The sequence below is a fragment of the Bacillus sp. YP1 genome (assembly GCF_000877815.1).
Taxonomy (GTDB): Bacteria; Bacillota; Bacilli; order Bacillales; family Bacillaceae; genus Bacillus; species Bacillus subtilis.
Genome location: NZ_CP010014.1, coordinates 2,392,275 through 2,418,527, shown reverse-complemented (window position 1 = coordinate 2,418,527; position 26,253 = coordinate 2,392,275). Strand labels below are relative to the sequence as shown.

27 protein-coding genes are annotated in these 26,253 nt (G+C 44.0%); 20 read left to right on the top strand and 7 right to left on the bottom strand.

The window, feature by feature from the left end:
- Positions 1–30 precede the first annotated feature (30 nt).
- Genes QF06_RS11920 through QF06_RS11905 form a run of 4 tightly spaced genes read right to left on the bottom strand, consistent with a single transcriptional unit; the run spans position 31 to position 2,986 of the window.
- On the bottom strand, positions 31–687 hold the full coding sequence (locus QF06_RS11920; RefSeq protein WP_003229784.1) for an amino acid ABC transporter permease: 657 nt from the start codon (positions 685–687) through the stop codon (positions 31–33).
- 16 nt (positions 688–703) lie between these two features.
- The gene (locus QF06_RS11915; RefSeq protein ID WP_004398664.1) at positions 704–1,354 is read right to left on the bottom strand and encodes an amino acid ABC transporter permease; all 651 of its coding nucleotides are present in this window, start codon (positions 1,352–1,354) and stop codon (positions 704–706) included.
- A 60-nt stretch (positions 1,355–1,414) separates the two neighbouring features.
- Entirely contained in the window at positions 1,415–2,236 is an 822-nt protein-coding gene (gene glnH / locus QF06_RS11910) for a glutamine ABC transporter substrate-binding protein GlnH (protein ID WP_003245954.1), read from the bottom strand.
- A 21-nt stretch (positions 2,237–2,257) separates the two neighbouring features.
- Entirely contained in the window at positions 2,258–2,986 is a 729-nt protein-coding gene (locus QF06_RS11905; RefSeq protein ID WP_003246180.1) for an amino acid ABC transporter ATP-binding protein, read from the bottom strand.
- A 155-nt stretch (positions 2,987–3,141) separates the two neighbouring features.
- Between QF06_RS11905 and QF06_RS11900 the strand changes: the two genes are divergently transcribed.
- From QF06_RS11900 to QF06_RS11840, 13 genes are all read left to right on the top strand, one after another.
- The gene (locus tag QF06_RS11900; protein WP_009967889.1) at positions 3,142–4,203 is read left to right on the top strand and encodes an AI-2E family transporter; all 1,062 of its coding nucleotides are present in this window, start codon (positions 3,142–3,144) and stop codon (positions 4,201–4,203) included.
- A 330-nt stretch (positions 4,204–4,533) separates the two neighbouring features.
- Positions 4,534–7,170: an alanine--tRNA ligase gene (gene alaS, locus QF06_RS11895; RefSeq protein WP_003246158.1), complete on the top strand. Its 2,637-nt coding sequence runs from the start codon at positions 4,534–4,536 to the stop codon at positions 7,168–7,170.
- Between the two features lie 84 nt (positions 7,171–7,254).
- On the top strand, positions 7,255–7,521 hold the full coding sequence (locus QF06_RS11890) for an IreB family regulatory phosphoprotein (protein ID WP_003225903.1): 267 nt from the start codon (positions 7,255–7,257) through the stop codon (positions 7,519–7,521).
- A 7-nt stretch (positions 7,522–7,528) separates the two neighbouring features.
- Complete coding sequence (gene ruvX / locus QF06_RS11885; RefSeq protein WP_003229795.1) at positions 7,529–7,945, top strand: Holliday junction resolvase RuvX; 417 nt, start codon at positions 7,529–7,531, stop codon at positions 7,943–7,945.
- 17 nt (positions 7,946–7,962) lie between these two features.
- Positions 7,963–8,244, top strand: a complete 282-nt coding sequence (locus QF06_RS11880; protein ID WP_003246199.1) for a DUF1292 domain-containing protein — start codon at positions 7,963–7,965, stop codon at positions 8,242–8,244.
- A 130-nt stretch (positions 8,245–8,374) separates the two neighbouring features.
- Positions 8,375–9,457 carry an endolytic transglycosylase MltG gene (gene mltG / locus QF06_RS11875; protein ID WP_003229799.1) on the top strand — a complete coding sequence of 361 codons (1,083 nt, stop codon included), beginning with the start codon at positions 8,375–8,377 and terminating at the stop codon, positions 9,455–9,457.
- A 151-nt stretch (positions 9,458–9,608) separates the two neighbouring features.
- Complete coding sequence (locus QF06_RS11870) at positions 9,609–10,262, top strand: O-methyltransferase (protein WP_003229800.1); 654 nt, start codon at positions 9,609–9,611, stop codon at positions 10,260–10,262.
- A gap of 5 nt (positions 10,263–10,267) precedes the next feature.
- Positions 10,268–11,197 carry a peptidase U32 family protein gene (locus tag QF06_RS11865; protein WP_004399094.1) on the top strand — a complete coding sequence of 310 codons (930 nt, stop codon included), beginning with the start codon at positions 10,268–10,270 and terminating at the stop codon, positions 11,195–11,197.
- A gap of 18 nt (positions 11,198–11,215) precedes the next feature.
- Positions 11,216–12,484 carry a peptidase U32 family protein gene (locus tag QF06_RS11860; RefSeq protein ID WP_003229802.1) on the top strand — a complete coding sequence of 423 codons (1,269 nt, stop codon included), beginning with the start codon at positions 11,216–11,218 and terminating at the stop codon, positions 12,482–12,484.
- A 6-nt stretch (positions 12,485–12,490) separates the two neighbouring features.
- Positions 12,491–13,126, top strand: a complete 636-nt coding sequence (gene udk / locus QF06_RS11855) for a uridine kinase (RefSeq protein WP_003225916.1) — start codon at positions 12,491–12,493, stop codon at positions 13,124–13,126.
- A gap of 250 nt (positions 13,127–13,376) precedes the next feature.
- Positions 13,377–13,850, top strand: coding sequence for a transcription elongation factor GreA (greA, locus tag QF06_RS11850; RefSeq protein WP_004399078.1), 474 nt, complete (start codon positions 13,377–13,379; stop codon positions 13,848–13,850).
- A 53-nt stretch (positions 13,851–13,903) separates the two neighbouring features.
- Positions 13,904–15,658 carry a peptidoglycan D,D-transpeptidase FtsI family protein gene (locus QF06_RS11845; RefSeq protein WP_004398903.1) on the top strand — a complete coding sequence of 585 codons (1,755 nt, stop codon included), beginning with the start codon at positions 13,904–13,906 and terminating at the stop codon, positions 15,656–15,658.
- Positions 15,659–15,722: 64 nt separating this feature from the next.
- Entirely contained in the window at positions 15,723–16,424 is a 702-nt protein-coding gene (locus tag QF06_RS11840; protein WP_003246156.1) for a YrrS family protein, read from the top strand.
- A gap of 36 nt (positions 16,425–16,460) precedes the next feature.
- Here QF06_RS11840 and QF06_RS11835 read toward each other — a convergent pair whose 3' ends face one another.
- A complete protein-coding gene (locus tag QF06_RS11835) occupies positions 16,461–16,664 on the bottom strand; it encodes a YrzA family protein (RefSeq protein ID WP_003229806.1) in 204 nt (67 codons plus the stop codon).
- Positions 16,665–16,856: 192 nt separating this feature from the next.
- Between QF06_RS11835 and QF06_RS11830 the strand changes: the two genes are divergently transcribed.
- From QF06_RS11830 to QF06_RS11810, 5 genes are all read left to right on the top strand, one after another.
- Positions 16,857–17,498: a class I SAM-dependent DNA methyltransferase gene (locus QF06_RS11830; protein ID WP_003229807.1), complete on the top strand. Its 642-nt coding sequence runs from the start codon at positions 16,857–16,859 to the stop codon at positions 17,496–17,498.
- A gap of 20 nt (positions 17,499–17,518) precedes the next feature.
- Positions 17,519–18,214, top strand: coding sequence for a 5'-methylthioadenosine/S-adenosylhomocysteine nucleosidase (gene mtnN / locus QF06_RS11825; protein WP_009967881.1), 696 nt, complete (start codon positions 17,519–17,521; stop codon positions 18,212–18,214).
- Positions 18,215–18,278: 64 nt separating this feature from the next.
- Complete coding sequence (locus tag QF06_RS11820; RefSeq protein WP_003229809.1) at positions 18,279–19,202, top strand: O-acetylserine dependent cystathionine beta-synthase; 924 nt, start codon at positions 18,279–18,281, stop codon at positions 19,200–19,202.
- A 1-nt stretch (position 19,203) separates the two neighbouring features.
- A complete protein-coding gene (locus QF06_RS11815) occupies positions 19,204–20,343 on the top strand; it encodes a bifunctional cystathionine gamma-lyase/homocysteine desulfhydrase (RefSeq protein WP_003229810.1) in 1,140 nt (379 codons plus the stop codon).
- An 82-nt stretch (positions 20,344–20,425) separates the two neighbouring features.
- Positions 20,426–20,656 (top strand): YrhC family protein, encoded by a 231-nt coding sequence (locus QF06_RS11810; protein ID WP_003237358.1) that lies wholly within the window; start codon positions 20,426–20,428, stop codon positions 20,654–20,656.
- Positions 20,657–20,691: 35 nt separating this feature from the next.
- On the opposite strand, the gene QF06_RS11805 is transcribed toward QF06_RS11810, so the two are convergent.
- Both QF06_RS11805 and fdhF read right to left on the bottom strand, forming a co-directional pair.
- Positions 20,692–21,174: a helical membrane plugin domain-containing protein gene (locus tag QF06_RS11805; protein WP_003246168.1), complete on the bottom strand. Its 483-nt coding sequence runs from the start codon at positions 21,172–21,174 to the stop codon at positions 20,692–20,694.
- An 18-nt stretch (positions 21,175–21,192) separates the two neighbouring features.
- Positions 21,193–24,135, bottom strand: coding sequence for a formate dehydrogenase subunit alpha (gene fdhF / locus QF06_RS11800; protein WP_010886582.1), 2,943 nt, complete (start codon positions 24,133–24,135; stop codon positions 21,193–21,195).
- Between the two features lie 315 nt (positions 24,136–24,450).
- On the opposite strand from fdhF, the gene QF06_RS11795 reads away from it, so the two are divergent.
- Positions 24,451–24,819, top strand: coding sequence for a Na-translocating system protein MpsC family protein (locus tag QF06_RS11795; RefSeq protein ID WP_004398508.1), 369 nt, complete (start codon positions 24,451–24,453; stop codon positions 24,817–24,819).
- A 262-nt stretch (positions 24,820–25,081) separates the two neighbouring features.
- Positions 25,082–25,882 carry a formate/nitrite transporter family protein gene (locus QF06_RS11790; RefSeq protein ID WP_003229815.1) on the top strand — a complete coding sequence of 267 codons (801 nt, stop codon included), beginning with the start codon at positions 25,082–25,084 and terminating at the stop codon, positions 25,880–25,882.
- The last annotated feature ends 371 nt before the right edge of the window (positions 25,883–26,253 follow it).

Below are 26,253 nucleotides of genomic sequence, written 5' to 3'. Positions count from 1 at the left end.
AAAAGGATACTCTCCAAAGAGTATCCTTTTCTATGTTTGCCGGACCTCGAGGCGTCTTGCTGCGAGTGAAAGGCTGTAGTTGACTGCGAAATACATAAGGGCCGCAAGTAAAAAGATCGGGAAAAAATAACTGCCGTCAGCGCTTTGGCCGTTAATAATTTGCGCGTTGTGAATCAGTTCAGGCAGGGCGATCACAACAGCGAGCGATGTATCTTTTAATAAAGAAATAAACTGGCTTACGATGGGCGGAACCATGCGGCGAAGCGCTTGCGGCATAACGATAAAGAACAGGGTCTGTGTATAGCTCAGCCCGGAGGAGCGCGCCGCTTCAATTTGTCCTTTGTCAATTGATTTCAGTCCGCTTCGGATAATTTCAGATAGCATAGCGGATTCAAAAATCGTTAGTGCTGTAATTGCAGCAGCTGTAATTTCAAGCTTAATCCCAATTTCCGGAAGGGCAAAAAACGTAAAGAAAATAATTAACAGCAAGGGGAGGTTTCTGATCGTTTCAACGAGAACTGCAATCAATTGAGAAAGAACGGGAACTTTCGCATAACGCAGGGTGCCTGCGATTAAACCGAAGAAAAAGCTCAGAATGATGGAGATGAAAGCAACGTACAAGGTGACGAGAAAGCCATCCCATAAAAACGCTAAATGCTCCTGTGAATAAGCACCGATGAAATCCAATGTAACTCACTCCTTATCAATAGCTTTTTTCCAGCCGTTTTTCCAGATAGTTAACACCGATGCTAAGCGGAATCGTCAGCACTAAGTAAAAAAGCGCCACAAAAATATAAACATCAAATACAACGAGTGTGCTCGACGAAACTAAATCGGCTTGGTACATAAGATCCAATCCGGCCACAACCCCAAGAATCGAAGAGTTTTTGACTAAGTTTAAAAATTGATTGCCTAAAGGCGGAATGACGATTTTGATTGCCTGCGGCAAAATGATATGGAGCATGGCTTGGCTGTAGGTAAAGCCTGACGAGCGTGCCGCTTCCATCTGCCCTTTTGAAACAGACTGGATGCCTGCTCTGATGGCTTCAGCGATAAACGCAGAGGTATAAATGGTGAGAGCAACCGTTCCCGCTTGAAAACCGTCAAGCCTCAGGCCTGCGTTTGGAAGTCCGAAATAGAAAACAAAGGTAATTAAAAGAAGAGGGATGTTGCGGATGAATTCTACATATGCGGTCCCGAGCCATTGCAGCGGCTTAAAGACTGTTATTCTCATAACCGCTACAGCAACGCCGAGGACAAAACTGCCGGCCAGCGCGATAACACTTGCGAGCAAGGTATGGTAAAAACCGTCCATATACATGCTGAAGTTATCGAAAAGAATTGACACATTCATCTGCCTATTCACTCCTTATCAAATTGGGATGAGCATCGCCTGCTCATCCCGGGATGGTTGTTATTCAGCTGGGTCTTCTTTGATCCATTTTTTATAAATTTCATCGTATCTGCCATCCGACTTCATCTTTTTAAGTGAAGCGTTGATTTCTTTCGCGAGAGCAGATTGCCCTTTTTTCACGGCGATCCCGTAAGGCTCATCTGTAAAAGGCTTTCCTGTTAATTGATAATTTTTATTTTCATCAGCCATTCCATATAAAATTGCATTATCTGTGGTGAGGGCATCGCCTTGCCCCGATTTAAGGGCTGTAAAGGCTTCTGCGTAGTTTTCAAATTCTAAAACAGATGCTTCAGGCGCCTTTTCACGAATGTTTTGAGAGGAGGTGGAGCCTTTTACTGCAAGAACTTTTGAGCCTTTGCCAAGATTCTCGACACTCTTGATTTTGCTGCCTTTTTTCACGAGAAGCGATTGCCCGGCCTCGAAATAGACATCAGAAAAGTCAACTTCCTTTTTTCGTTCTTCAGTGATCGTCATTGTGGCGACAATGGCGTCGATATCCCCGTTTTGCAGCATAGGAATCCTTGTTTTTGAGGTGACCTCTTTAAATTGAGCTTTTTTCTCATCACCTAAAATGTCTTTAGCGATTTGTTTAGCAATATCAATATCAAAACCCTCAATCTCACCTGAGCTTGGATTTTTAAGACCGAACAGTCGAGTGTCCGTTTTTACGCCGAAGACAATTTTGTCATTGTCTTTAATGGCGGCTAGCGTATCTTTTTTGCTCTCCTTTGAGGCTTCTCCGTTTGATCCCTTGCTGCCGCAAGCGGCAAGCAAGATGACAGCGAATAAAGAAATCAATGCTAAAGAAAAAATCTTTTTCATACAAGCTCCCCCATTTCTGTTTTAATGATTTAAAATACGGCTTAAGAATAAGCGGGCCCGTTCTTCCTTCGGGTTCGCGTAAAATTCAGCCGGCACTGCTTCTTCTAAAATTTTTCCTTCGTCAATGAAGACAATCCGGTCGGCAACTTCTTTGGCAAACCCCATTTCGTGTGTCACGACAACCATTGTCATGCCTTCTTTGGCGAGTGTTTTCATGACATCTAGCACCTCACCGATCATTTCAGGATCAAGTGCTGATGTCGGCTCGTCAAACAGCATGACCTCCGGCTTCATCGCCAGTCCTCTTGCGATGGCAACACGCTGCTGCTGCCCGCCGGAAAGCTGGGAAGGATAGGCGTCAGCCTTGTCTGGGATGCCGACTTTTTCAAGATAGTACCGCGCCGTTTCCTTTGCTTGTTCAGGTGATTGTCTAAGCACTTTTACCGGAGCCAGCATGATGTTCTGCAGCACTGTTTTATGCGGATATAAATGAAAGTGCTGAAACACCATCCCGATATTTTGCCGCACTTGATTGATATCAGTTTTTCTGTCGTTAATGGCGGTGCCGTTTACTGTAAGCACTCCCTCATTGATCGACTCAAGTCTGTTGATGCATCTGAGCAATGTGCTTTTACCGGAACCGGATGGGCCGATGATAACAACGACTTCACCTTTTTCGATTTGAAGATTAATTTGTTTTAACACGTGAAAATCTCCGTAATGCTTGTTTACATTTTGAAATGTGATCATCGCAATCCTCCTATCAGAAAATTTGACCAAAAAGTAAATGATCAAACTTTTCTGAAAATTAAAAGTGAAAAAATGTCCATGACTTCTGACTGACTAAAGAAACATAAAGAATAATTCCTTGTAAACCTCAAAAGATATAGGTGAGGTGAAAGCAGATGCTCCAAAAACCGGTGCAGCTTTTGTTGTGGGTGGCTATTTGTTTGCTGGTTCTGTTAACAGTCTATGTCTTTTTTATGCTTGATATGTTATGGTCACCCTTTTGGCTCGTCATAAAAACGATCTTTATTCCCTTGATCATTTCTATTTTTATATCTTATTTATTGCTTCCGGTCACAGAATGGCTGCATGGCAAAGGATTGCCTAGGACTTTGAGCATCTTGGTCATTTATGTTCTTTTTTTTGGCGGGATTGGCTGGGCGTTGTATAAAGGGGTGCCTGTTTTAATCGTGCAGCTGACGGATTTGTCAGAAAATATACCCATGTTTGCCGAAACGTATAACGGGCTTCTTCTTCATGTGCATAACCATACGGATGACTGGCCTGATGGTATGCATCACCGTATAGATAAAATGATCCGCCAGACGGAGGCGTTTTTTGCGGGAACGATCGAGGGTGCGATCAGCGGGATCCGCAATGTGCTTGATTACTTCTTAATTGCTGCAACAATCCCTTTTCTCGTGTTTTATATGGTGAAGGACATTGAGTTAATGAAAAAGACAGTATGGTACTTGACTCCGAAGTCGTGGAGAAAGCGGGGCAGCGCCTTTTTGCGGGATGTGGATGATTCGCTTGGCGATTATATCCGCGGCCAGCTTTTGGTCTGCTTGATTCTTGGCGTGATTGCAGGCATTTCGTTCTGGGTATTTGGGCTTCCGTATCCGCTGATACTTGGCCTTATCTCTGGGGTAACGAATGTCATCCCGTATTTTGGCCCTTTCATCGGAGCTGTTCCTGCGTTGTTAATTGCGATGACGATCTCAGTCAAGGCGGTTCTTGTTGTGGTGATTACGGTGTTTATTCTGCAGTTTATGGAAGGAAATATCCTCAGTCCGTTCATTGTCGGCAGAAGCCTTAAAATGCATCCGGTCGTTATCATGCTTGCACTCCTTGCCGGAGGGGAGCTTGCGGGTATCGTCGGGATGATTCTGGCTGTTCCTGCGACGGCTGTTTTAAAAGTAATGATGATCCATTTTTTGCGGATGAGGACGGAGCATTGACATCGGCGTGCCGCTTGTCTATAATTTCTCGTAGAATACATACGAATCTCGAGTGACGGATCTGAGTACGCCGAAGCCCTGTTAAAGAGAGAAGCTCCATAAGCTGAAAGGAGCTTTATCAGAAGATCGGAGGAAGCTAATCCTGAGTGCAGTTAATCACTGCCGCTTATCCTGCGTTACAGGGTTAAAGGTGACGGGCGCATGAATGCCCGTAATCAGGGTGGTACCGCGAGACAGCTCTCGTCCCTGTGTAAACGTTGGTTTGCATAGGGGGAGGGCTTTTTTGCTGTCACTGAAGAGAATTTCGATTTTTATAGAGGAGGAAATACAATGAAACACTTAACTTCTGCGGAAGTGCGTCAAATGTTTTTGGATTTCTTTAAAGAAAAAGGACATGCGGTAGAGCCAAGCGCGTCATTAGTGCCTCATGAGGATCCTTCACTGCTTTGGATCAACAGCGGTGTTGCGACGCTGAAAAAATATTTTGACGGCCGTGTCGTGCCGGAAAATCCAAGAATCGTAAACGCTCAAAAAGCGATCAGAACAAACGATATAGAAAATGTAGGTAAAACTGCGCGCCATCACACTTTCTTTGAAATGCTCGGAAACTTTTCCATCGGCGATTATTTCAAAGAAGAAGCCATTACATGGGCTTGGGAGTTTTTAACGAGCGACAAGTGGATTGGCTTCGACAAAGAGCTTCTCTCTGTTACGGTTCATCCTGAAGATGAAGAGGCATATGAGTTTTGGGCGAAAAAAATCGGTATTCCTGAAGAAAGAATTATCCGTCTGGAAGGGAACTTCTGGGATATCGGTGAAGGGCCGAGCGGACCGAATACGGAAATCTTTTACGACCGCGGTGAAGCATACGGTAATGATCCAGAAGATCCGGAGCTTTACCCAGGCGGGGAAAACGACCGTTACCTGGAAGTATGGAACCTTGTGTTCTCAGAGTTCAACCATAACCCTGACGGCACGTACACACCGCTTCCAAAGAAAAATATTGATACAGGCATGGGTCTTGAAAGAATGGTGTCTGTCATCCAGAATGTTCCGACAAACTTTGACACCGATTTGTTTGTTCCGATCATTAAAGCAACAGAATCGATTTCTGGTGAAACATATGGCAAAGACAATGTGAAAGACACTGCGTTTAAAGTGATTGCTGACCATATCAGAACGGTTGCCTTTGCTGTCAGTGACGGTGCGCTGCCGTCAAATGAAGGCCGCGGCTATGTATTAAGACGCTTATTACGCCGTGCCGTGCGTTATGCCAAAACGATCAACATCCATCGTCCGTTCATGTTTGATTTAGTGCCGGTTGTCGCAGAAATCATGGCTGATTTCTATCCTGAAGTGAAAGAGAAAGCGGATTTCATCGCAAAAGTCATTAAAACCGAGGAAGAACGCTTCCATGAGACCCTTAATGAAGGGCTTGCGATCCTGTCAGAAATGATCAAAAAAGAAAAAGACAAGGGCAGCAGCGTTATCTCAGGTGCTGATGTGTTTAAACTGTATGATACGTATGGATTCCCGGTTGAATTGACTGAAGAATACGCAGAAGACGAGAACATGACGGTTGACCATGAGGGCTTTGAGGAGGAAATGAACCAGCAGCGTGAACGGGCAAGAAACGCCCGCCAGGATGTCGGCAGCATGCAGGTGCAGGGCGGCGCACTGCGCGACGTGACAGTTGAAAGCACATTTGTCGGCTACTCTCAAACCAAAGCTGATGCCAATATCATTGTGCTTCTTCAGGACGGCCAATTAATCGAAGAGGCTCATGAAGGAGAAAGCGTTCAAATCATTCTTGATGAAACACCGTTCTATGCAGAAAGCGGCGGCCAAATCGGCGACAAAGGCTATCTCCGAAGCGAGCAGGCAGTTGTAAGAATTAAAGATGTTCAAAAAGCGCCGAACGGCCAGCATGTGCATGAAGGTGTTGTGGAGAGCGGTACTGTTCAAAAAGGCCTGCATGTTACGGCTGAAGTTGAAGACCATATGAGAAGCGGCGTCATTAAAAACCACACGGCAACGCATTTATTGCATCAGGCTCTAAAAGATGTTCTTGGAACTCATGTCAATCAGGCGGGCTCTCTTGTAACGGAAAACCGCCTTCGTTTTGACTTCTCGCACTTTGGCCAAGTGACAAAAGAAGAGCTCGAACAAATTGAAAGAATCGTAAACGAAAAGATCTGGGCGAGCATCCCGGTCAGCATTGATTTGAAACCGATCGCTGAAGCAAAAGAAATGGGTGCGATGGCACTGTTCGGCGAAAAATATGGCGATATTGTCCGTGTCGTTCAAGTTGGAGATTACAGCTTAGAGCTGTGCGGCGGCTGCCACGTCAGAAATACAGCAGAAATCGGCTTGTTTAAAATCGTTTCTGAATCCGGAATCGGAGCAGGCACAAGACGGATTGAAGCTGTAACGGGACAAGGCGCTTACGTCGAAATGAACAGCCAGATTTCTGTATTGAAGCAGACCGCTGACGAGCTGAAAACAAATATCAAAGAAGTGCCGAAACGGGTCGCGGCTCTGCAGGCTGAACTGAAGGATGCACAAAGAGAAAATGAATCTCTTCTTGCAAAACTAGGCAACGTGGAAGCAGGAGCAATCCTGTCGAAAGTAAAAGAAGTTGACGGCGTAAACGTGCTTGCGGCAAAAGTAAATGCAAAAGACATGAATCATCTCCGCACTATGGTCGATGAACTCAAAGCAAAGCTTGGCTCTGCGGTGATCGTGCTTGGTGCGGTACAAAACGATAAAGTTAATATCTCTGCCGGAGTCACAAAGGACCTCATTGAGAAAGGACTTCACGCCGGCAAGCTGGTTAAACAAGCTGCGGAAGTTTGCGGCGGAGGCGGCGGAGGCCGTCCGGACATGGCGCAGGCAGGCGGTAAACAGCCGGAAAAATTAGAAGAAGCTTTGGCTTCTGTAGAAGATTGGGTGAAATCCGTTTTATAATTCGCCCATGTAGTGTAGAATGATGGTAAGATTAGGACCCCAGGCTGAACTTTGCCTGCGAATTTGGGAAAGAGGTGCAAAACGGTGAGCTCGTTTGATAAAACGATGAAATTTAATTTCTCCGATGATTCTGCTGAGACTAACGTAAATGAGGTGCTGATTACAGTGTATGACGCGCTTCAGGAAAAGGGCTACAATCCAATCAACCAGATTGTCGGATACTTGCTGTCAGGTGATCCCGCTTATATTCCTAGGCATCGTGACGCTCGCAATTTAATTCGCAAACTTGAAAGAGACGAATTAATCGAGGAATTGGTAAAGTCTTATTTAGAACAGCATAAAGAGGCGTAAATAAAGAATGAGAATATTAGGACTCGATTTAGGAACCAAAACACTCGGTGTAGCTCTGAGCGATGAAATGGGCTGGACTGCTCAAGGCATTGAGACCATAAAGATAAATGAAGCAGAAGGCGATTATGGTTTATCCCGTTTATCTGAACTGATAAAGGACTATACTATAGATAAAATCGTGCTCGGCTTTCCTAAGAACATGAACGGAACAGTCGGCCCGAGAGGCGAAGCCAGCCAAACATTTGCGAAAGTGCTTGAAACAACGTACAATGTTCCTGTTGTGCTGTGGGACGAGCGTCTTACCACAATGGCGGCTGAAAAAATGCTGATTGCAGCTGACGTCAGCAGGCAAAAACGAAAAAAAGTCATTGATAAAATGGCGGCTGTTATGATTTTACAAGGATATCTTGACAGCTTAAATTAAAGCCAGAGGTGAAGAAAATGGAACACGGCGAAAAAAATATTACAATTGTTGACGATCAAGGAAATGAACAGCTTTGTGAAGTGCTGTTTACATTTGAAAATGAAGAGTTTGGCAAATCTTATGTCTTGTACTATCCAATCGAATCAAAAGATGACGAAGAAGTAGAAATTCTTGCTTCCAGCTTCACGCCAAACGAAGACGGTGAAAACGGTGAGCTATTCCCGATTGAAACTGACGAAGAATGGGATATGATCGAAGAAACACTAAACACATTCTTAGCGGACGAAGACGAAGAGTAAAACATCGCGCCAAACCAAAGCCGGAGCTATACTGCTCCGGCTTTTTTCTGCTTTATGCAGGCCTCTTTTTGTAATAAATTGCCGAAATACAATGAATCATGTAGTATAAGAGCTGATGGGAGGAGACCTAATGTATATCAATCAGCAAAAAAAATCGTTTTTTAATAAAAAAAGAATCATACTGTCTTCCATTGTTGTGCTGTTTCTCATCATTGGCGGGGCATTTTTATATGGGAAATCATTGCTTGAACCTGTTGAAAAAGACAGTAAAACGACAGTTAATATTAACATTCCGAGCGGTTCGTCTGTTTCAGCCATCGCATCGATATTAAAGAAAAATGATGTCATAAAAAGCGAGAAGGCGTTTCAGTACTATGTGAAATATAAAGGTGCTTCCGGGTTTCAGGCCGGATTCTACCATCTGAATAAAGGTATGGATTTAGATGCCATTATTCAGAAGCTGACAAGCGGGGCTACAGGTTACGCTTTTCAAATCACAGTGACTGAGGGAGCACAGCTGACCCAAATCGCGGCTGCTATTGCTGATGAAACAAAATACTCTAAAAAACAAGTCATAGCGAAGCTGGACGATGAAACATTTATCAATCAGCTGAAGAAAGAATTCCCGGACACTGTGACAAATGATGTTTTCAATAAAAACATTAAGCACCCGCTTGAAGGGTACCTATTCCCGGCTACATACCCTTTTAACGATCCGGACACATCACTTGAAGACATTATCAAGGCAATGATTAAGCAGACAAATTCTTATGTGGAAACATATAAATCAGAAATGAAGAAAAACAAAGTTTCTGTGCATAAGCTGCTGACAATGGCTTCTTTGATAGAAGAAGAAGCGACTGAAAAAGCCGACCGCCATAAAATTGCGAGCGTCTTTTATAACCGCCTGAAAAAGAAAATGCCGCTCCAAACAGATCCGACCGTCCTGTACGCGGCAGGCAAGCATAAAGATCGGGTTCTTTATAAGGATCTGGAAATCGATTCACCATACAATACGTATAAAAACACAGGGCTGACGCCAGGGCCGATTGCCAATGCCGGCATGTCATCATGGGAAGCAGCGCTGCATCCGGATAAAACGGACTATCTGTATTTCTTGGCCAAATCAAATGGTGAGGTCGTATTTACAAAAACGCTAAAAGAGCATAATAAAGCAAAAGAAAAATACATTTCCTCAAAAAATGAGAAATAAAAGGAGAGCAAAAAGCTCTCCTTTTGTTCGCTTTCCGCAAGGTTTTATGATAAAATATATCGGGTTGTTTACCGATGTATCATGATGTATTCAGAGAGTGTCCTGCGCATAAGACTGGGGCACTCCTTTTTAGAACGGGAGGCTGTTTGTAGTGACTGACCGGTATGAACAAATAAATGACTATATAGAAGCATTATTAAAGCCTCGGCCGGATAACGTGAAGAGACTTGAAGCATATGCAGAAGAACATCATGTCCCGATTATGGAAAAAGCGGGCATGGAGGTGCTGCTTCAAATTTTGTCTGTGAAACAGCCGAAAAAAATACTAGAAATCGGAACGGCCATTGGTTATTCAGCCATTCGAATGGCTCTGGAACTGCCGTCTGCTGAAATATATACAATTGAACGCAATGAGAAACGGCATGAAGAAGCGGTAAACAATATCAAGGAATTTCAGCTTGATGACCGGATTCATGTTTTTTACGGAGATGCGCTTGAATTAGCCGACGCCGTTCATGTAACCGCGCCTTACGATGTCATTTTTATTGACGCTGCAAAAGGTCAGTATCAAAACTTTTTTCATTTATATGAACCGATGCTTTCACCGGACGGGGTGATTATAACAGACAACGTGCTGTTTAAAGGTCTGGTGGCAGAGGATTACAGCAAAATAGAACCGAAGAGAAGGCGCAGGCTTGTAGCCAAAATTGATGAATATAATCATTGGCTGATGAATCATCCGGATTATCAAACTGCGATTATTCCTGTCGGGGACGGACTTGCGATTAGTAAAAAGAAGAGGTGAACGTCATGAAAAAACCAGAGCTCTTAGTGACGCCGACGAGTACAGCGGACATTTTGCCGCTCATACAGGCTGGGGCAACTGCGTTTTTAGTTGGGGAACAGAGATACGGCTTGAGATTAGCCGGAGAATTTTCTCGTGAAGATGTAACAAAAGCCGTAGAGATTGCTCACAAAGAAGGGGCAAAAGTATACGTTGCTGTAAATGCAATTTTCCATAATGATAAAGTGGGTGAGCTTGGCGAATATCTGGCTTTCTTAGCAGAAGCCGGTGTCGATGCAGCGGTATTCGGCGATCCTGCCGTGCTGATGGCTGCCCGTGAATCTGCGCCTGATCTGAAGCTTCATTGGAGCACAGAAACGACAGGCACCAACTATTATACATGCAACTACTGGGGACGCAAGGGTGCGGCGCGTTCTGTGCTTGCCAGAGAATTAAACATGGACAGCATTGTTGAGATTAAAGAAAATGCTGAAGTCGAAATTGAAATCCAGGTGCATGGAATGACGTGCATGTTCCAATCGAAGCGTTCTTTGATTGGAAACTATTTTGAATATCAGGGCAAAGTCATGGACATTGAAAGAAAGAAAAAAGAATCAGGCATGTTTTTACACGATAAAGAACGCGATAATAAATATCCGATTTTCGAAGATGAAAACGGCACTCACATCATGAGCCCGAACGATGTGTGCATCATTGATGAGCTCGAGGAATTGATAGATGCCGGAATTGATTCTTTCAAAATCGATGGTGTTTTGAAAATGCCTGAATACCTAATAGAAGTCACCAAAATGTACAGAGAAGCAATTGATTTGTGCGTGGAAAACCGTGACGAATACGAAGCGAAAAAAGAAGACTGGATCGAACGCATTGAAAGCATCCAGCCAGTAAACAGAAAAATTGATACCGGATTCTTCTTCAAGGAAACGGTTTATTAATCAAAAGGAGGTTAAGCTATGACTGCCGTAAATGATAAAATATCCACAATCGTTAATGGAAAGCGTGTGATTACGAAAAAGCCGGAGCTTCTCGCACCTGCGGGTAATCTTGAAAAGCTGAAAATCGCTGTTCATTACGGAGCGGACGCGGTCTTTATCGGGGGACAGGAATACGGGCTTCGCTCGAATGCCGATAACTTTACGATCGAAGAAATTGCAGAAGGCGTTGAATTCGCAAAGAAATATGGCGCGAAGATCTACGTAACAACGAATATTTTCGCTCATAATGAAAACATGGACGGGCTTGAAGACTATTTAAAAGCGCTTGGAGACGCCAACGTTGCCGGTATTATTGTGGCAGATCCGCTTATTATTGAAACATGCCGCAGAGTGGCGCCGAATGTTGAGGTTCACTTGAGCACACAGCAGTCTCTTTCAAACTGGAAGGCTGTCCAGTTCTGGAAGGAAGAAGGTCTCGACCGCGTCGTGCTGGCACGTGAAACTAGCGCTCTTGAAATCAGAGAAATGAAAGAAAAGGTAGATATCGAAATCGAATCCTTCATTCATGGCGCAATGTGTATTGCATATTCCGGCCGCTGCGTGCTGAGCAATCACATGACAGCGCGGGATTCCAACCGCGGAGGCTGCTGCCAGTCATGCCGCTGGGATTATGATCTCTACCAAACAGACGGTGCCAACGCCGTTGCTTTGTATGGTGAAGAAGATGCACCATTTGCGATGAGCCCGAAAGATTTGAAGCTGATTGAATCCATTCCAAAAATGATTGAAATGGGGATCGACAGCTTAAAGATTGAAGGCCGCATGAAATCCATTCACTATGTAGCAACTGTTGTCAGCGTATACCGCAAAGTAATCGATGCTTATTGCGCTGATCCAGAAAACTTTGTGATTCAAAAAGAATGGCTTGAAGAGCTTGATAAGTGCGCCAACAGGGACACTGCGACAGCTTTCTTTGAAGGAACGCCAGGCTATGAAGAGCAAATGTTCGGCGAACACGCCAAGAAAACGACATATGATTTTGTCGGCTTAGTGCTGAATTATGATGAAGATACACAAATGGTCACGCTTCAGCAGCGCAATTTCTTCAAAAAAGGCGACGAAGTGGAATTTTTCGGTCCAGAAATCGAAAACTTTACACATACGATTGAAACCATTTGGGACGAAGACGGAAATGAGCTAGATGCTGCCCGCCATCCCCTGCAAATTGTCAAATTCAAACTAGACAAAAAGATTTATCCGAGCAACATGATGAGAAAGGGGAAGTAACAGCCCATGGGTAAGAATCCAGTAGTCATTGGAATCGCAGGAGGTTCCGGTTCAGGAAAAACGAGTGTCACACGGTCCATTTATGAACAGTTTAAAGGACACTCAATTTTAATGATCCAGCAGGACCTTTATTATAAAGACCAAAGCCATCTTCCGTTTGAAGAAAGGCTGAACACAAACTATGATCATCCGCTTGCGTTTGATAATGACTATTTAATCGAGCATATTCAAGATCTATTGAATTACCGCCCGATTGAAAAGCCGATTTATGACTATAAGCTTCACACACGTTCAGAAGAAACGGTTCACGTAGAGCCAAAGGATGTTATTATCCTTGAAGGCATTCTTGTTCTTGAAGACAAAAGGCTTCGTGATCTGATGGATATCAAGCTTTATGTTGATACGGACGCTGACTTGCGTATCATCAGACGGATTATGAGAGATATTAATGAGCGCGGACGCTCTATTGATTCTGTCATTGAACAATATGTGTCAGTGGTCCGTCCGATGCATAACCAATTCGTCGAGCCGACGAAACGATACGCTGATATTATTATCCCGGAAGGCGGTCAGAATCACGTCGCAATTGATCTGATGGTCACAAAAATTCAAACCATTCTTGAACAAAACGCGATTTTGTAATACCATAGCATAGACATAAATAACTCTGACCATATTATGTATAGGCAGGAAGGGAATGTGCGAATTCCCTTCTTTCCCTGTTTATAAACGCGAAATATTTGCAGAACGACACGATTCAGTTTAAGATAAACAGTACCTATATGGGAGAGAAGAACGAGGACTGCCCTGTGTTCTCATTCTTGTATTTTTTAGTTTATGCTCTCATACATAATCGAAGATGTTGAGGGACAACCAGAAGGAGTGAAGGGACATGGCACAAGAGAAAGTTTTTCCTATGACTGCAGAAGGAAAACAAAAACTTGAACAAGAATTAGAATATTTGAAAACGGTTAAACGAAAAGAAGTAGTAGAGCGAATCAAAATTGCGAGAAGCTTCGGAGACCTTTCCGAGAACTCTGAATACGATTCAGCGAAAGAAGAGCAGGCATTTGTAGAGGGCCGCGTGACGACTCTTGAAAATATGATTCGCAATGCGAAAATCATTGAAGATGACGGCGGCTCTAACGTTGTCGGTTTGGGTAAAACCGTCACTTTCGTCGAACTGCCTGACGGTGATGAAGAATCATATACGATCGTCGGAAGCGCGGAAGCTGACCCGTTTGAAGGGAAAATCTCAAACGATTCACCGATCGCAAAAAGCCTCTTGGGCAAAAAAGTAGATGAAGAAGTCACAGTACAAACACCGGGCGGAGAAATGCTCGTGAAAATTGTGAAAATTTCATAATATCTGTTTAGCAGCGAAACACCTCGTCCACAATGTGGGTGAGGTGTTTTTTTATGAAGATATCGAAACGAATGAAGCTGGCAGTCATCGCTTTTTTGATTGTATTTTTTCTGCTTCTGCTGAGACTTGCAGAAATCCAGCTGTTTTTCACAGAATCATTTTCTAAAAAGAAAATTAATTTGATTCAAGAAAGTGTGAAACAGCGGACGGAGGAAGTGCTCATTTCAGATGGAAGAGGCTCTTTTTTAGATCGAAACGGGCGGGCGCTGACAGGACAAAGCGAGCCTGCGGTTGTTTTGTTCCCTTTTCTGCTGACGCAGGATTGGCCGATCAAAAAAGTTGCGGACATCCTCGGCATGTCTGAAGATGATTTGCGCCAGACACTAGGTCAGGCAAAAAAACCGGTCATTTTGCAGCAAAAGAAAATCAAAACACTTTCAAAACAATCTATCACAAAAATCAATTCTTTGAAATATCCCGGCATTTACGGCGTATATATGGAGAATGAAGACAAGCCCAGCCTTGCTTCACATACGATAGGGAGCACGAACCAAGATCCGGCGCTGCTTCGCAAGAAATATCCTGACAAGGAGAGCCTTCCGATTACAACAGAAATCGGAACAACCGGTTTAGAACGGACATTTGACGAGTTTTTGCTTCCGGAACAAGACACAAAGCTTTTATATCATGTGGACGGAAAAGGAAACCCTTTGTTTGGCATGGACGTCAAATATACAGCTGAAGCCAATACATTTTATCCGCTCCAGATCAAAACAACGATCGATCAAAGCATTCAAAAAGCGATGGAGGAGGTATTGGATGAACAGGGGCTGAAAAAGGGAGGAGCTGTGCTGCTGGACATCGAAAATAGCAGTGTTCTGGGAATTGTAAGCAAACCAGATGCAGACGTGTCCCGGCAAAACACACTTCAAAATTATATGCTGACGCCAATCTATCCCGGATCAGTTTTTAAAACAGTCATTGCCGCAGCTGCAATCGAAAATAATATGGTGAAGCCTAGTCAAACCTTTAATTGCAATTTAAACCTGTACGGGGAACCGGGGGACGACAAAGGCACCTTGTCTTTTGATGAAAGTTTTGCCCAAAGCTGTAATTACACATTTACGAGTCTTGCAGAACAATTAATGAAAAAAGACAGCTCGGTTATTGAAGATATGTCCGAGAAGCTGGCTCTCACTGATCGGGCAGGCTGGGAGGGAAAACTGTACCACGAAACCGATTTCCGCCAGCTGTATAACGAAAAAAGCGGCGTGATTTGGGGGGATGAAAAAGACAAATCAGTCAAAAAAGCCATTGCGCAAACAGCAATCGGGCAGAAAAATGTAAAGGTAACGCCGCTGGAGGTAGCCAATATGATGGCGACAATCGCCCGCGGCGGAGAAAAACGGCAGGTGAAAATTGCCGAACAAATTGAGTATAAGAACGGCACAACGCTCGTTACGTTTAAAGATCAGAAGCTCAAAGGGGAAACGATAGACAAATATACGTCACAGCAGCTTCAAAAAATACTGCGGCGGGTAGTAGAATCTCCTTCCGGAACGGGCAGAAGGTTTCAAGATCTTCCGTATACTGTAGCAGGGAAGTCGGGCACAGCCCAGACAGGCAAGCTTTCAAAAGAGAAGGAAACGCTCTACGAAAAATGGTTTGCCGGATATTTTCCCGCGGATAAGCCGAAATACGCTCTAGTTGTTTTACACATGGATACACCGGGAGATAAGGCTCTGACAAATTCGGTGTTTTATGATATTGTTAAAAAAGTACACGAAATTGAAATCAATCAGAAATAGAACAACTTCTCAGCACATGTTAAAATATATGCTGAGCCAAGAGGGATAAAGGAGTGCAGAATTATTGAGCAATAATCAATCTCGTTATGAAAATCGTGATAAACGCAGAAAAGCCAATTTAGTGCTTAACATTTTAATCGCAATCGTATCCATACTAATTGTCGTAGTAGCAGCGAATCTCTTCATTAACAGTCCTTCTAGCAAAGATGTCAGCAAGGATTCTGAAACGGCGCAAAAACAGGAATCTCCGGCTTCAGGAAAGACGGAAAAGAAATCGGATGAGGATATAAAAGACAGCAAGAAAGATACATCTGACAGCGAAAAGGATTCTGAGAAGTCTTCTGACTCTGATTCCAAAAAAGATGATTCTTCTTCTAAAAAAGATGACTCTGATTCAGATTCAAGCTCAGATTCAGCCGGTGACGGGCTTAAAGATGCAAAAGTAACAGAAGGCGGCTCATCGAGCGATGTGGAAAAAACGTATGAAAATCCTGACTGGAAAGCAGTCGGAACTGAGCAGACTGGCGAGCATGCCGCTACTTATGATTCAAGCTCACAAGACTGGGCTGAGATGCTGAAAGCCATTTCGTACGCAACTGGTGTCTCAACAGATAACATGACGGTGCTCTGGCTTGGAAATAACGGCAGCCCTCAGGATGCCAAAGGCAAGATTTTGGACAAGGCGACTGGGAATAAATATCAAGTCACGATTACATGGGTCGATGAAAAAGGCTGGAAGCCGACAAAAGTAGAAAAGCTAAAATAAACAAAAGCAGCCGGGTTAAAACCGGCTGCTTTTGTTTTAGGCTTCAGCTGAGAAATGAACCACCGCGCTGTACAATATTCTTCCTTCTGCCACAGCAGTTTGGTGTGAAACAGATTTCACCCGGAGCATGATGGCTTTATTGTTTTCAATTTGTGTATTGATTTTCTTTTCAAGCTCCTGCAATGAAGCCGCTTCAAAAAATTCCACTTTGTCTTTAATCAGATCTAATTGAAAATTCATGTCTTGACCCTCCAGCTTTCACAAGTCATATGAAGTATAAGCTTTTTTGCGGTCAATGCGCAATATGAGATGGCATAAAATACACAAAGTGTTTTAGTACCTGCTTTTCAGAAGATGTGGTATTATAGGAACTGTTCCATCATTAATCCATAGTATACTTATAGGAATTATTAAATATGGAGTGTGACAAATATGGGCCGTGAATTTATCCCTCTCTTTGAAGATTGGGCAGCAACTTATGATCAAACAGTACAAGGTTTAGATATTCAGTATAAAGAAGCGTTCAGAGGCTACGATCATATCCTTGATGCCATCGTCAGAAAATCTGGAACGCATGTGTTAGAATTTGGCCCGGGGACCGGGAATTTGACAGCTAAGCTGCTCGATGCAGGCAAAACTGTATTTGGAATCGAACCTTCTCCAGCAATGCGTAAACTGGCTTCTGACAAGCTCTCAGGCAGGACGGAAATCGTTGATGGAGACTTCCTGACATTCCCTGAGCCGCCATTTCAGGCTGATACGATTGTCAGTTCATATGCTTTTCATCATTTGACTGACGAAGAAAAGCGGGCTGCCATAAAGCAATATGGCAAATACCTTCACTTGCATGATAAAATAGTGTTTGCCGATACCGTCTTTGAAAATGCGCAAGCGTATCAACAGGCTATCGATAAAGCCCGTTCTCAAGGCTTTTATCAGCTTGCAAATGATTTAGAGACAGAGCATTATCCTACATTGGATGCGTTGAAAGAAATGTTTACAGCTGAAGGTTTTGCAGTCCGATTCACTCAGCAAAACGACTTCGTGTGGATAATGGAGGCGATCAAACGGTAAAGTGAAGGGAATGTGAATAGATGAGACTAGCAGTCATCGGAGCAATGGAAGAGGAAGTTACCATCTTAAGAAACAAACTTGAAAATGCAAAAACAGAAACGATCGCACACTGTGAATTTACAACAGGCGAATATGAAGGAACTGAAGTGATTCTTTTAAAATCAGGAATTGGAAAAGTAAATGCTGCTATCAGCACGACGCTTCTGCTTGACCGTTACAAGCCTGATTATGTCATTAACACAGGCTCAGCCGGCGGATTTCATCATACATTGAATGTAGGGGATGTCGTCATTTCCACTGACGTTCGCCACCATGATGTAGACGTAACGGCTTTTGACTATGAATACGGCCAAGTGCCGGGTCTTCCGGCTGCTTATGCGGCGGATGAAAAGCTGATCAGCATCACTGAAGAAGCGGTATCTGAACTCGACGGCATTCAGGTTGCAAAAGGAACGATTGCAACAGGCGATTCTTTCATGAACGATCCGAAGCGGGTTGAAGAGGTGCGTGCGAGATTTTCTGATCTGTACGCGGTTGAAATGGAGGCTGCGGCAGTGGCTCAAGTATGCCATCAATTTAAAACGCCGTTTGTCGTCATCAGAGCGTTATCAGATATCGCAGGCAAAGAATCACATGTTTCATTTGACCAATTTTTAGAGCAGGCGGCTGTTCATTCAACAGAGCTTGTGTTAAAGGTGATCAAACGAATTCATTAAAACGGGGAGAACGTTCTCCTCCGTTTTTCTCTAAAAACAACCTCTATTAAGGAGGAGGACATATATGACAGTGATTACGGACATTACCGAGCTGATTGGGAATACACCGCTTCTCCGCTTGAAGAACTTTGATGTTCCAGAAGGAGTCGCGGTGTATGCCAAGCTTGAAATGATGAATCCAGGGGGAAGCATCAAAGACAGACTGGGAGATATGCTGATTCGTGACGCGCTCGATTCAGGCAAAGTGAAACCCGGCGGAGTGATTATAGAAGCTACGGCAGGCAATACAGGGATCGGCCTTGCGTTAAGTGCCAGAAAATATGGGCTGAAAGCGATTTTCTGTGTCCCTGAACATTTCAGCAGAGAGAAACAGCAAATTATGCAAGCGCTTGGCGCATCAATCATTCATACACCGCGTCAAGACGGAATGCAGGGAGCCATTCAAAAAGCCATTCAGCTGGAGACTGAAATTGAAAATTCTTATTGCGTTTTGCAATTTAAAAACCGAGTAAATCCATCGACTTACTATAAGACGCTTGGACCTGAAATGTGGGAAGCGCTTGACGGGAATATTCATACATTTGTCGCAGGGGCAGGATCAGGAGGCACATTCGCAGGGACAGCTTCCTTCTTAAAAGAAAAAAATCCAGCAGTCAAAACGGTGATTGTTGAACCGGTGGGCTCGATTTTAAACGGAGGAGAGCCCCACGCTCATAAAACAGAGGGCATCGGCATGGAGTTTATCCCCGATTATATGGATAAGAGCCATTTTGACGAGATCTACACCGTAACAGATGAGAATGCGTTTAGACTTGTGAAAGAAGCGGCAGAAAAAGAAGGCCTGCTGATCGGAAGCTCTTCAGGTGCAGCGCTTTATGCGGCATTGGAGGAAGCGAAAAAAGCATCCGCTGGAACTAACATTGTCACAGTATTTCCTGACAGCAGCGATCGATATATCAGCAAACAAATATACGAAGGAGGCATCTGATATGAAGAAAAAAACATTGATGATACATGGCGGAATCACAGGTGATGAGAAAACAGGCGCAGTTTCCGTGCCGATTTATCAAGTAAGCACGTACAAGCAGCCGAAAGCAGGGCAGCATACAGGCTACGAGTATTCAAGAACGGCCAATCCGACTCGAACCGCTCTCGAAGCACTTGTGACAGAACTGGAAAGCGGGGAAGCAGGCTATGCGTTCAGCTCAGGAATGGCTGCCATTACAGCGGTTATGATGCTGTTTAACAGCGGAGATCATGTCGTGTTGACTGATGATGTGTACGGCGGAACATATCGCGTGATGACAAAGGTGCTTAACCGTCTTGGCATTGAATCAACATTTGTTGATACGAGCAGCAGGGAAGAAGTTGAAAAAGCGATTCGCCCTAATACAAAAGCAATTTATATTGAAACACCGACAAACCCGTTGCTCAAAATCACCGACCTGACGCTCATGGCTGATATCGCAAAAAAAGCGGGTGTTCTGCTTATCGTAGACAATACCTTTAATACTCCTTATTTTCAACAGCCGCTTACTTTAGGCGCTGATATCGTACTGCACAGTGCGACAAAATATCTTGGCGGACACAGTGATGTCGTCGGAGGTTTAGTTGTGACAGCTTCGAAAGAGCTTGGAGAAGAGCTGCATTTTGTGCAAAACTCCACAGGCGGCGTGCTCGGCCCTCAAGATTCCTGGCTGTTAATGAGAGGAATCAAAACGTTGGGACTCAGAATGGAAGCGATCGATCAAAATGCGCGGAAAATCGCAAGCTTTCTTGAGAATCACCCTGCTGTCCAAACGTTATATTACCCTGGTTCTTCAAATCATCCCGGACATGAGCTTGCAAAAACGCAAGGAGCGGGCTTCGGCGGCATGATCTCCTTTGATATTGGCAGTGAAGAACGGGTTGATGCGTTTTTAGGAAATCTGAAACTGTTTACCATTGCTGAAAGCCTGGGGGCGGTTGAAAGCTTAATTTCTGTTCCTGCAAGAATGACACATGCCTCTATTCCGAGAGAACGCCGGCTTGAGCTCGGCATTACGGACGGCTTGATCAGAATTTCTGTAGGAATTGAAGATGCGGAAGACTTGTTGGAAGATATCGGCCAAGCGCTTGAAAATATATAACAAATGGATAGAATTACTTTCTCTGTAAGCCGCCGGATTATATTATAATAGTCGTATACTATGAATCTGGCAGGTGATTCTTTTGAACAAAAATAGAATGAAATCTTTAAAAGAAGACTACAAGCATTTTGCTTTTACATTGCTTGCAGTCAGCACTTTTTTATATATAGGCGCAGTTCTCCCTGATCAAGGCTTAACATTAGGCCAGAAATCGACGATGTTTTTAGCGGATTGCGTATTTTTAGCCGGTGCCTTCTTTTGCGCTGACCGTTCACTTATTTACAAGAAGCGTCTGGAAGAAGCCGACGAATAAAAAAACAGCCATCATCAGAGATGGCTGTTTTTCTGTTATTGTTCTCGAAGTTCTTTTCCCATGCCTTTTAAAAACTGAAGGCCGAACCCGACGGCTCTGTTGATGTCAGGATCGTTCATTGCTTTTAACAGGTCGAGAATCCCGACTTTCTTGTCTTCTTTTAAAAAGCTTTGTGCCTGTTCAGTCCCAGCCATTACGCTTTCTAAAAGCTTTGCTGTAAACTCAGGATCGGCTTTTGTCAATGCGCCTCCGGCGGCCATCATCGTGTTGATGAGGTTGGTGACAGGCTCGCGGGAAACTTGGCCAAGCGCAATCTTGGCAATGTCTTCCTTCGCTCTGAGCATGCTTGTTGCCGCATCAAAAATTCCAAGATCATTGAGTTCATTCATTAACGTCATCGTTTTAGAGACGGCGTCCTCATTTTCCGCCAGCAGCTCTTTCAGTTCTTCTATTTTTTCAAGCTTAATTTGCTCAGCTGTTTTTGTTTCTTTTTTGATCGTCGTAATCGGAGTGGCCATTCGTTTTCCTCCTATCGTTTAATCAGTCAGATGTACATAGCCAGGGCGGTTCCATTTTCTTTCTGCTTCGACTCCGTTTTGCGGATGCCGTTTTTTGTTGCGCGGATTTGTTTTTGGAAGCGGCGCTGTTTCACAGCCGCCAAGCACTTCCATGCGGACCTTTGTCTGTTTATAAGCAGGCGTGTTCGTCCGTTTATCAGCTGCAGGGCCCGTCAAGAAGTTAATCGCTGACTCCTTGTCTGTCGAGTTCATTGGCAAATAGAGTTCATTTTTCCGTACCCGGTCTGTGATCAGCGCGTTCAATTTGACTGCTCCGAACGGAGAAACGAGCCGTACAAGCGAACCGTCACAAACACCTCGCTCTTGTGCAAGCTCAGGTGAGATCTCAACGAATACATTCGGCACTTTCGCTTGGATGCCTTTCGATTTATTTGTCATGTTTCCTTCGTGGAAATGCTCCAGCATCCGGCCGTTATTGATATGAAGGTCATATTCCTCCGGAAATGCCGCTGGCTCGGTCCAATCAGAAAGGGCAAAGCGGGCTTTTTTGTCAGGGAAATTAAATCCGTCTTCATACAGAAGCGGTGTGCTTTCACCTGTGAAGCTGCCCCATAGGAAGCTGTTCCAGCCTTCAAGCACCTCATAGCTTGCTTTGGCAAACAGAGGAGAAAGACTCGCCATTTCAGAGAAAATGTCACTTGGATGGCTGTAATTCCAATTCGCTCCTAAACGGTTTGCCACCTCTTGAATAATCCACCAGTCCGGTTTTGCGTCACCAAGCGTCGGAAGCGCCTGATACAATCGCTGGACACGGCGTTCTGTGTTGGTAAATGTTCCGTCTTTTTCAAGTGAAGGAGTGGCCGGCAAGACGACATCAGCATATTGAGCTGTTCTTGACAGGAAGATGTCCTGTACCACGAAGAAATCAAGGCTTGATAAAATATCATGCACATGGTTCGCGTTTGAATCGACCAGTGCCATATCCTCACCGACAAGATACATAGCTTTCATTTTTCCTTCTTCAATGGCATGAAGCATTTGAATATTATCTAAACCAGGCTTTCCATCAATCTCGACACCATATGCCTCTTCAAATTTAGCGCGTGCTTTGTCATCTGTAATATGCTGATATCCCGGCAGCCAGCCAGGCAATGTTCCCATATCACATGCGCCTTGCACGTTATTGTGTCCGCGCAGAGGATAAGCGCCGGCACCTGGACGGCGATAGTTGCCCGTAGCGAGAAGCAGGTTTGAAATGGCTGCTGATGTATCAGAACCGCCTGTATTTTGTGTGACACCCATTCCCCAAAGGACACAAGTGCCGTCAGCATCACGAATCATTTCAGCAATTTGAATGATGTTTTCTTTTGAAAGGCCTGTGATGCGTTCTGCATAATCAAGCGTATACGTTTTAAGGGTTTCTTTATAATCTTCAAAGTAATTGACGTTCTCATCAATAAACGCCTGATCGTGCCAGCCTTGGTCGATCATATATTTCGTAACAGCCATCAGCCAAACTTGGTCTGTGCCTTGTTTAGGGCTGATGAACAGATCAGATCGCTCAGCCATCTCATTTTTACGCAGGTCAGCAACAATCAGTTTTTGACCGTGGAGCTTGTGTGCCCGTTTGACGCGTGTTGCGAGCACTGGGTGTCCTTCCGCCGGATTGGCACCGACAATGATGACCAGGCCTGCTTTGGCAATATCTTTAATCGTGCCGGCGTCACCGCCCATGCCGACAGTGCGGAACAATCCGTCTGTAGCAGGAGACTGGCAGTAGCGTGAGCAGTTATCGACGTTGTTTGTTTCAAATACCTGACGCGCTAGTTTTTGAATGACGTAGTTTTCTTCATTCGTAATTTTAGAAGAAGAAATAAACCCTACAGAGCCTTTACCGTACTGCTCTTTAATTGATCCTAATCTGCTTGCGACAAGATCGAGGGCTTCTTCCCAAGAAGATTCCACAAAGGCTCCGTTTTTACGGATTAAAGGCTTTGTGATCCGCTCTTTTGAATTGACAAAATCCCAGCCGAATTTCCCTTTGACACATGTGGAAATTGCGTTAACCGGAGCATCAGAAACAGGCTGGATCTTTAAAATATCCCGTCCTTTTGTCCATACTTCAAATGAACATCCGACACCGCAGAACGTACATACAGTTTTCGTTTTTTTCGTTCTCGTTTCACGCATTGCCGCTTCGACTTCAGAAATGGCAAAAATGCTGCCATACCCCGGTTCAACATTTTTCACGAGATCAATCATCGGTTCCATGACGTCCTCTTTAATGCCTGTCATAAAACCAGCCTGCCCGAGCATTGATTTTTCCATCAGTGCATTACATGGACATACTGTTACACACTGACCGCAGCTGACACAGGAAGATTCATTGATCGGAACTCCCTCATCCCAAATGACGCGAGGGCGTTCGCGTTCCCAGTCGATTGAGAGTGTTTCATTTACCTGAAGGTTTTGACAGACCTCAACACACTGGCCGCAGGCAATACATTGGTTTGGATCATAGCGGTAAAAAGGATGAGACATATCAACCGCGCAAGAAGGATCTTCTTTTGGCGTGTATGGGTATTTTTGATGCTCGATCCCCATCATTTCCGCTGTATTATGCAGCGTACAGTTTCCATTGTTGTTATCGCAAACTGTACAATACAGCAAATGATTTTCAAGAAGGCGGTCCATCGCTTCGGTTTGCGCTTCTTTCACTCGATTTCCTGAAAGATCAATAGACATCCCGTTTTCTGCAACCGTCGCGCATGAACGAACCAGCTTGCCGTTTGCCTCTACTATGCAAGTATCACAAGTTTGAATCGGGTCAACCTCTGGTACGTGGCAAATCTGCGGGTACTCAATTCCGTTTTCATTTAAAATATCTAAAATTGTGGCCCCTGCTCGTGCTTGAATTTCTGTTCCGTCTACACGGACACTGATCGACTTAACGTCCATCATATTCATATTCCCCTCCATCTTTCTTTCAAGAAGTCAAAAAAAGCCATGTATAGATACACCTGCCCTTAATTCTAAGAAGGTGTAAACACACATGGCGGAATAGTTCACTAGCAAGTCTTACTAACAGACCAATCCTTGATTTTTATAAAACGATAGACTCATAACAAGATCCTATTACAAATCCATCAACACTGCTTTTATTATAATGTGATATTTATTATAATACAATATGGCAGGAAAATTTTAACCAAGTGAAATGTCCTGAGGGGAACCGGGAAAAGCCTTTATAAGGCAATATCGGAAGGGGTAATCAGCATGTCTAAAAAAATTCATGAATTCAATGATATTATTCGAAAACTTCGCAAAGAATTGTTCGGAAAAGGGCCTGAGAGAATTCATACTGTATTTGTAGAAAACATGGCAGTTTCAACACTATACGGAAATCTGAGTGCAAGCGAGCAGTTTATTGCCCGCACGCCTGAAGGAAGAGAGATGGTACATGCGGCCCGGACAAGCCTAATTCAAGACCTTTATTCCAAACAAACACCGGAAGGAATGGAGGAACTTATGGGAGCTAAGCTAGTCCATTTGTTTTCTGATATTAAAATTGAGGAAAACATCGCTGTATCTGTATTTGTTTTTGACCGAAAAATAGATGAGCAAAAAGAAGCTCTGCAAAGCTAGTATATTTGTCATTGACACAAATTTGTCACATTTGATATGATGTTGCTACAGTTATAGAAGGCTAAAGCAATGGAATGTATGCACGAACTGTATATATTCTCTTTCAATATCTTATATACTGCTTGATATTGTTGTATGGGTATGCATACAAGTTAGGCAGCATTCAAACGCCTGGTTTGACACAGGTTATTTGAGTGCTGCCTTTTTTATTGCCTTTCTTGCATAACTGTGAGAAAAGAAGAAGTAATGGAGGCGTTTTATTATGGCTTTTCGAAAACCGGATGAAATAGCGGAAGCAGCAATTGAAGCAGGGATGAAAAAAATAAAGCTCCCGCTGCCGTCACTGCTTGTGCTGGGGTTTTTAGGCGGTGCATTTATCGCGCTTGGGTATTTGCTTGATATCAGGGTAATTGGCGATCTTCCGAAAGAATGGGGGAGCCTGTCCAGTTTGATTGGTGCAGCAGTATTTCCAGTCGGCCTGATCCTTGTCGTTCTCGCTGGCGCTGAACTGATCACAGGCAATATGATGTCAGTTGCGATGGCGTTATTTTCGAGAAAAATATCAGTAAAAGAGTTAGCGATTAACTGGGGAATCGTCACAATTATGAACTTAATCGGCGCATTGTTTGTTGCTTACTTTTTCGGGCATTTGGTTGGATTGACTGAAACAGGTCCTTATTTAGAAAAAACGATTGCCGTTGCCCAAGGAAAGCTTGATATGAGCTTTGGCAAGGTTCTCATTTCCGCCATCGGCTGTAACTGGCTTGTATGTCTTGCAGTGTGGCTTTCTTTCGGCGCCCAAGACGCAGCAGGAAAAATCCTTGGCATCTGGTTCCCAATCATGGCTTTTGTGGCTATCGGATTTCAGCACGTTGTCGCCAACATGTTTGTGATTCCTGCTGCCATTTTTGCAGGCTCATTCACGTGGGGGCAGTTCATCGGAAACATCATTCCGGCTTTTATCGGTAATGTCATCGGCGGAGCTGTATTTGTCGGTCTCATTTATTTTATTGCATATCATAAGAAAGACCGCTCCAGAAAAGAAATGAAGCAGGTGTCATGACCAACGGGCAAATCCATTCGATGATTTGCACAATTTCCGTCCATTTTTAGAAAAAGTTGTTTACAAAATGGAATTTGGTGGATATACTTACAAAGTAAGAAAAAAAGCAAAGGAGGCTGAACCAAAATGACAATGAGACAACGACGTCAACCTGTACGTGATACACATGTAAAAGTTCATGATTTATTCAGCCTGTGGAAGAGTTCGTGTCCTTCCTTAACCGATGCTTATCGCACGCATTAAATTCGGAATAGTCGGACATACGCAACTCCCCGCAGGCAGTAGAGGCATTGGTGTCTTCTTTTGTCTGCGGTTTTTATTTGCCCGCGGCAGAAGGGTTGTGCCGCGGGTTATTTCGCTTGATGCGGACT

Coding starts and splice junctions, on each gene's coding strand:
- QF06_RS11915 (WP_004398664.1), bottom strand. CDS start 1,354: ATGAATGTGTCAATTCTTTTCGATAACTTCAGCATGTATATGGACGGT.
- glnH (WP_003245954.1), bottom strand. CDS start 2,236: ATGAAAAAGATTTTTTCTTTAGCATTGATTTCTTTATTCGCTGTCATC.
- QF06_RS11905 (WP_003246180.1), bottom strand. CDS start 2,986: ATGATCACATTTCAAAATGTAAACAAGCATTACGGAGATTTTCACGTG.
- QF06_RS11900 (WP_009967889.1), top strand. CDS start 3,142: ATGCTCCAAAAACCGGTGCAGCTTTTGTTGTGGGTGGCTATTTGTTTG.
- alaS (WP_003246158.1), top strand. CDS start 4,534: ATGAAACACTTAACTTCTGCGGAAGTGCGTCAAATGTTTTTGGATTTC.
- ruvX (WP_003229795.1), top strand. CDS start 7,529: ATGAGAATATTAGGACTCGATTTAGGAACCAAAACACTCGGTGTAGCT.
- QF06_RS11880 (WP_003246199.1), top strand. CDS start 7,963: ATGGAACACGGCGAAAAAAATATTACAATTGTTGACGATCAAGGAAAT.
- mltG (WP_003229799.1), top strand. CDS start 8,375: ATGTATATCAATCAGCAAAAAAAATCGTTTTTTAATAAAAAAAGAATC.
- QF06_RS11865 (WP_004399094.1), top strand. CDS start 10,268: ATGAAAAAACCAGAGCTCTTAGTGACGCCGACGAGTACAGCGGACATT.
- QF06_RS11860 (WP_003229802.1), top strand. CDS start 11,216: ATGACTGCCGTAAATGATAAAATATCCACAATCGTTAATGGAAAGCGT.
- udk (WP_003225916.1), top strand. CDS start 12,491: ATGGGTAAGAATCCAGTAGTCATTGGAATCGCAGGAGGTTCCGGTTCA.
- greA (WP_004399078.1), top strand. CDS start 13,377: ATGGCACAAGAGAAAGTTTTTCCTATGACTGCAGAAGGAAAACAAAAA.
- QF06_RS11845 (WP_004398903.1), top strand. CDS start 13,904: ATGAAGATATCGAAACGAATGAAGCTGGCAGTCATCGCTTTTTTGATT.
- QF06_RS11835 (WP_003229806.1), bottom strand. CDS start 16,664: ATGAATTTTCAATTAGATCTGATTAAAGACAAAGTGGAATTTTTTGAA.
- QF06_RS11830 (WP_003229807.1), top strand. CDS start 16,857: ATGGGCCGTGAATTTATCCCTCTCTTTGAAGATTGGGCAGCAACTTAT.
- mtnN (WP_009967881.1), top strand. CDS start 17,519: ATGAGACTAGCAGTCATCGGAGCAATGGAAGAGGAAGTTACCATCTTA.
- QF06_RS11820 (WP_003229809.1), top strand. CDS start 18,279: ATGACAGTGATTACGGACATTACCGAGCTGATTGGGAATACACCGCTT.
- QF06_RS11815 (WP_003229810.1), top strand. CDS start 19,204: ATGAAGAAAAAAACATTGATGATACATGGCGGAATCACAGGTGATGAG.
- QF06_RS11805 (WP_003246168.1), bottom strand. CDS start 21,174: ATGGCCACTCCGATTACGACGATCAAAAAAGAAACAAAAACAGCTGAG.
- fdhF (WP_010886582.1), bottom strand. CDS start 24,135: ATGATGGACGTTAAGTCGATCAGTGTCCGTGTAGACGGAACAGAAATT.
- QF06_RS11795 (WP_004398508.1), top strand. CDS start 24,451: ATGTCTAAAAAAATTCATGAATTCAATGATATTATTCGAAAACTTCGC.
- QF06_RS11790 (WP_003229815.1), top strand. CDS start 25,082: ATGGCTTTTCGAAAACCGGATGAAATAGCGGAAGCAGCAATTGAAGCA.